1 pseudogene is annotated in these 230 nt (G+C 55.2%); it reads right to left on the bottom strand.

Annotated elements, in window-relative coordinates:
* A pseudogene (locus KVT28_RS27415) lies at positions 1-230 on the bottom strand (flagellar basal body L-ring protein FlgH); the annotation flags it as partial.

Genomic DNA, 230 nt, shown 5'->3' with positions numbered 1-230 from the left:
CGGTGCTGGTGCTGATGGTGCGTGGGTTAACCACGCCCGAGATCCGGATAAATTCGGTGCGCTGGTTAATTTCGAACTGTTACTCACCCACCACGCGCAGGTTGCCGTTCGACTACACCTGATTGACGGTGACGGTGATGGTGCACGTAAAGGTGATGTTGGCCGACGCGCCTCCTTTACCGGCGAAGTCATTTTTGCCATTGGCATTCAGTGTGGCTTTTTCGCCACCA

It is taken from the genome of Pantoea sp. GbtcB22, from assembly GCF_019091025.1.
In the GTDB taxonomy this organism is placed as follows: domain Bacteria; phylum Pseudomonadota; class Gammaproteobacteria; order Enterobacterales; family Enterobacteriaceae; genus Pantoea; species Pantoea leporis.
This window is presented reverse-complemented; position numbering and strand designations above follow the sequence as displayed.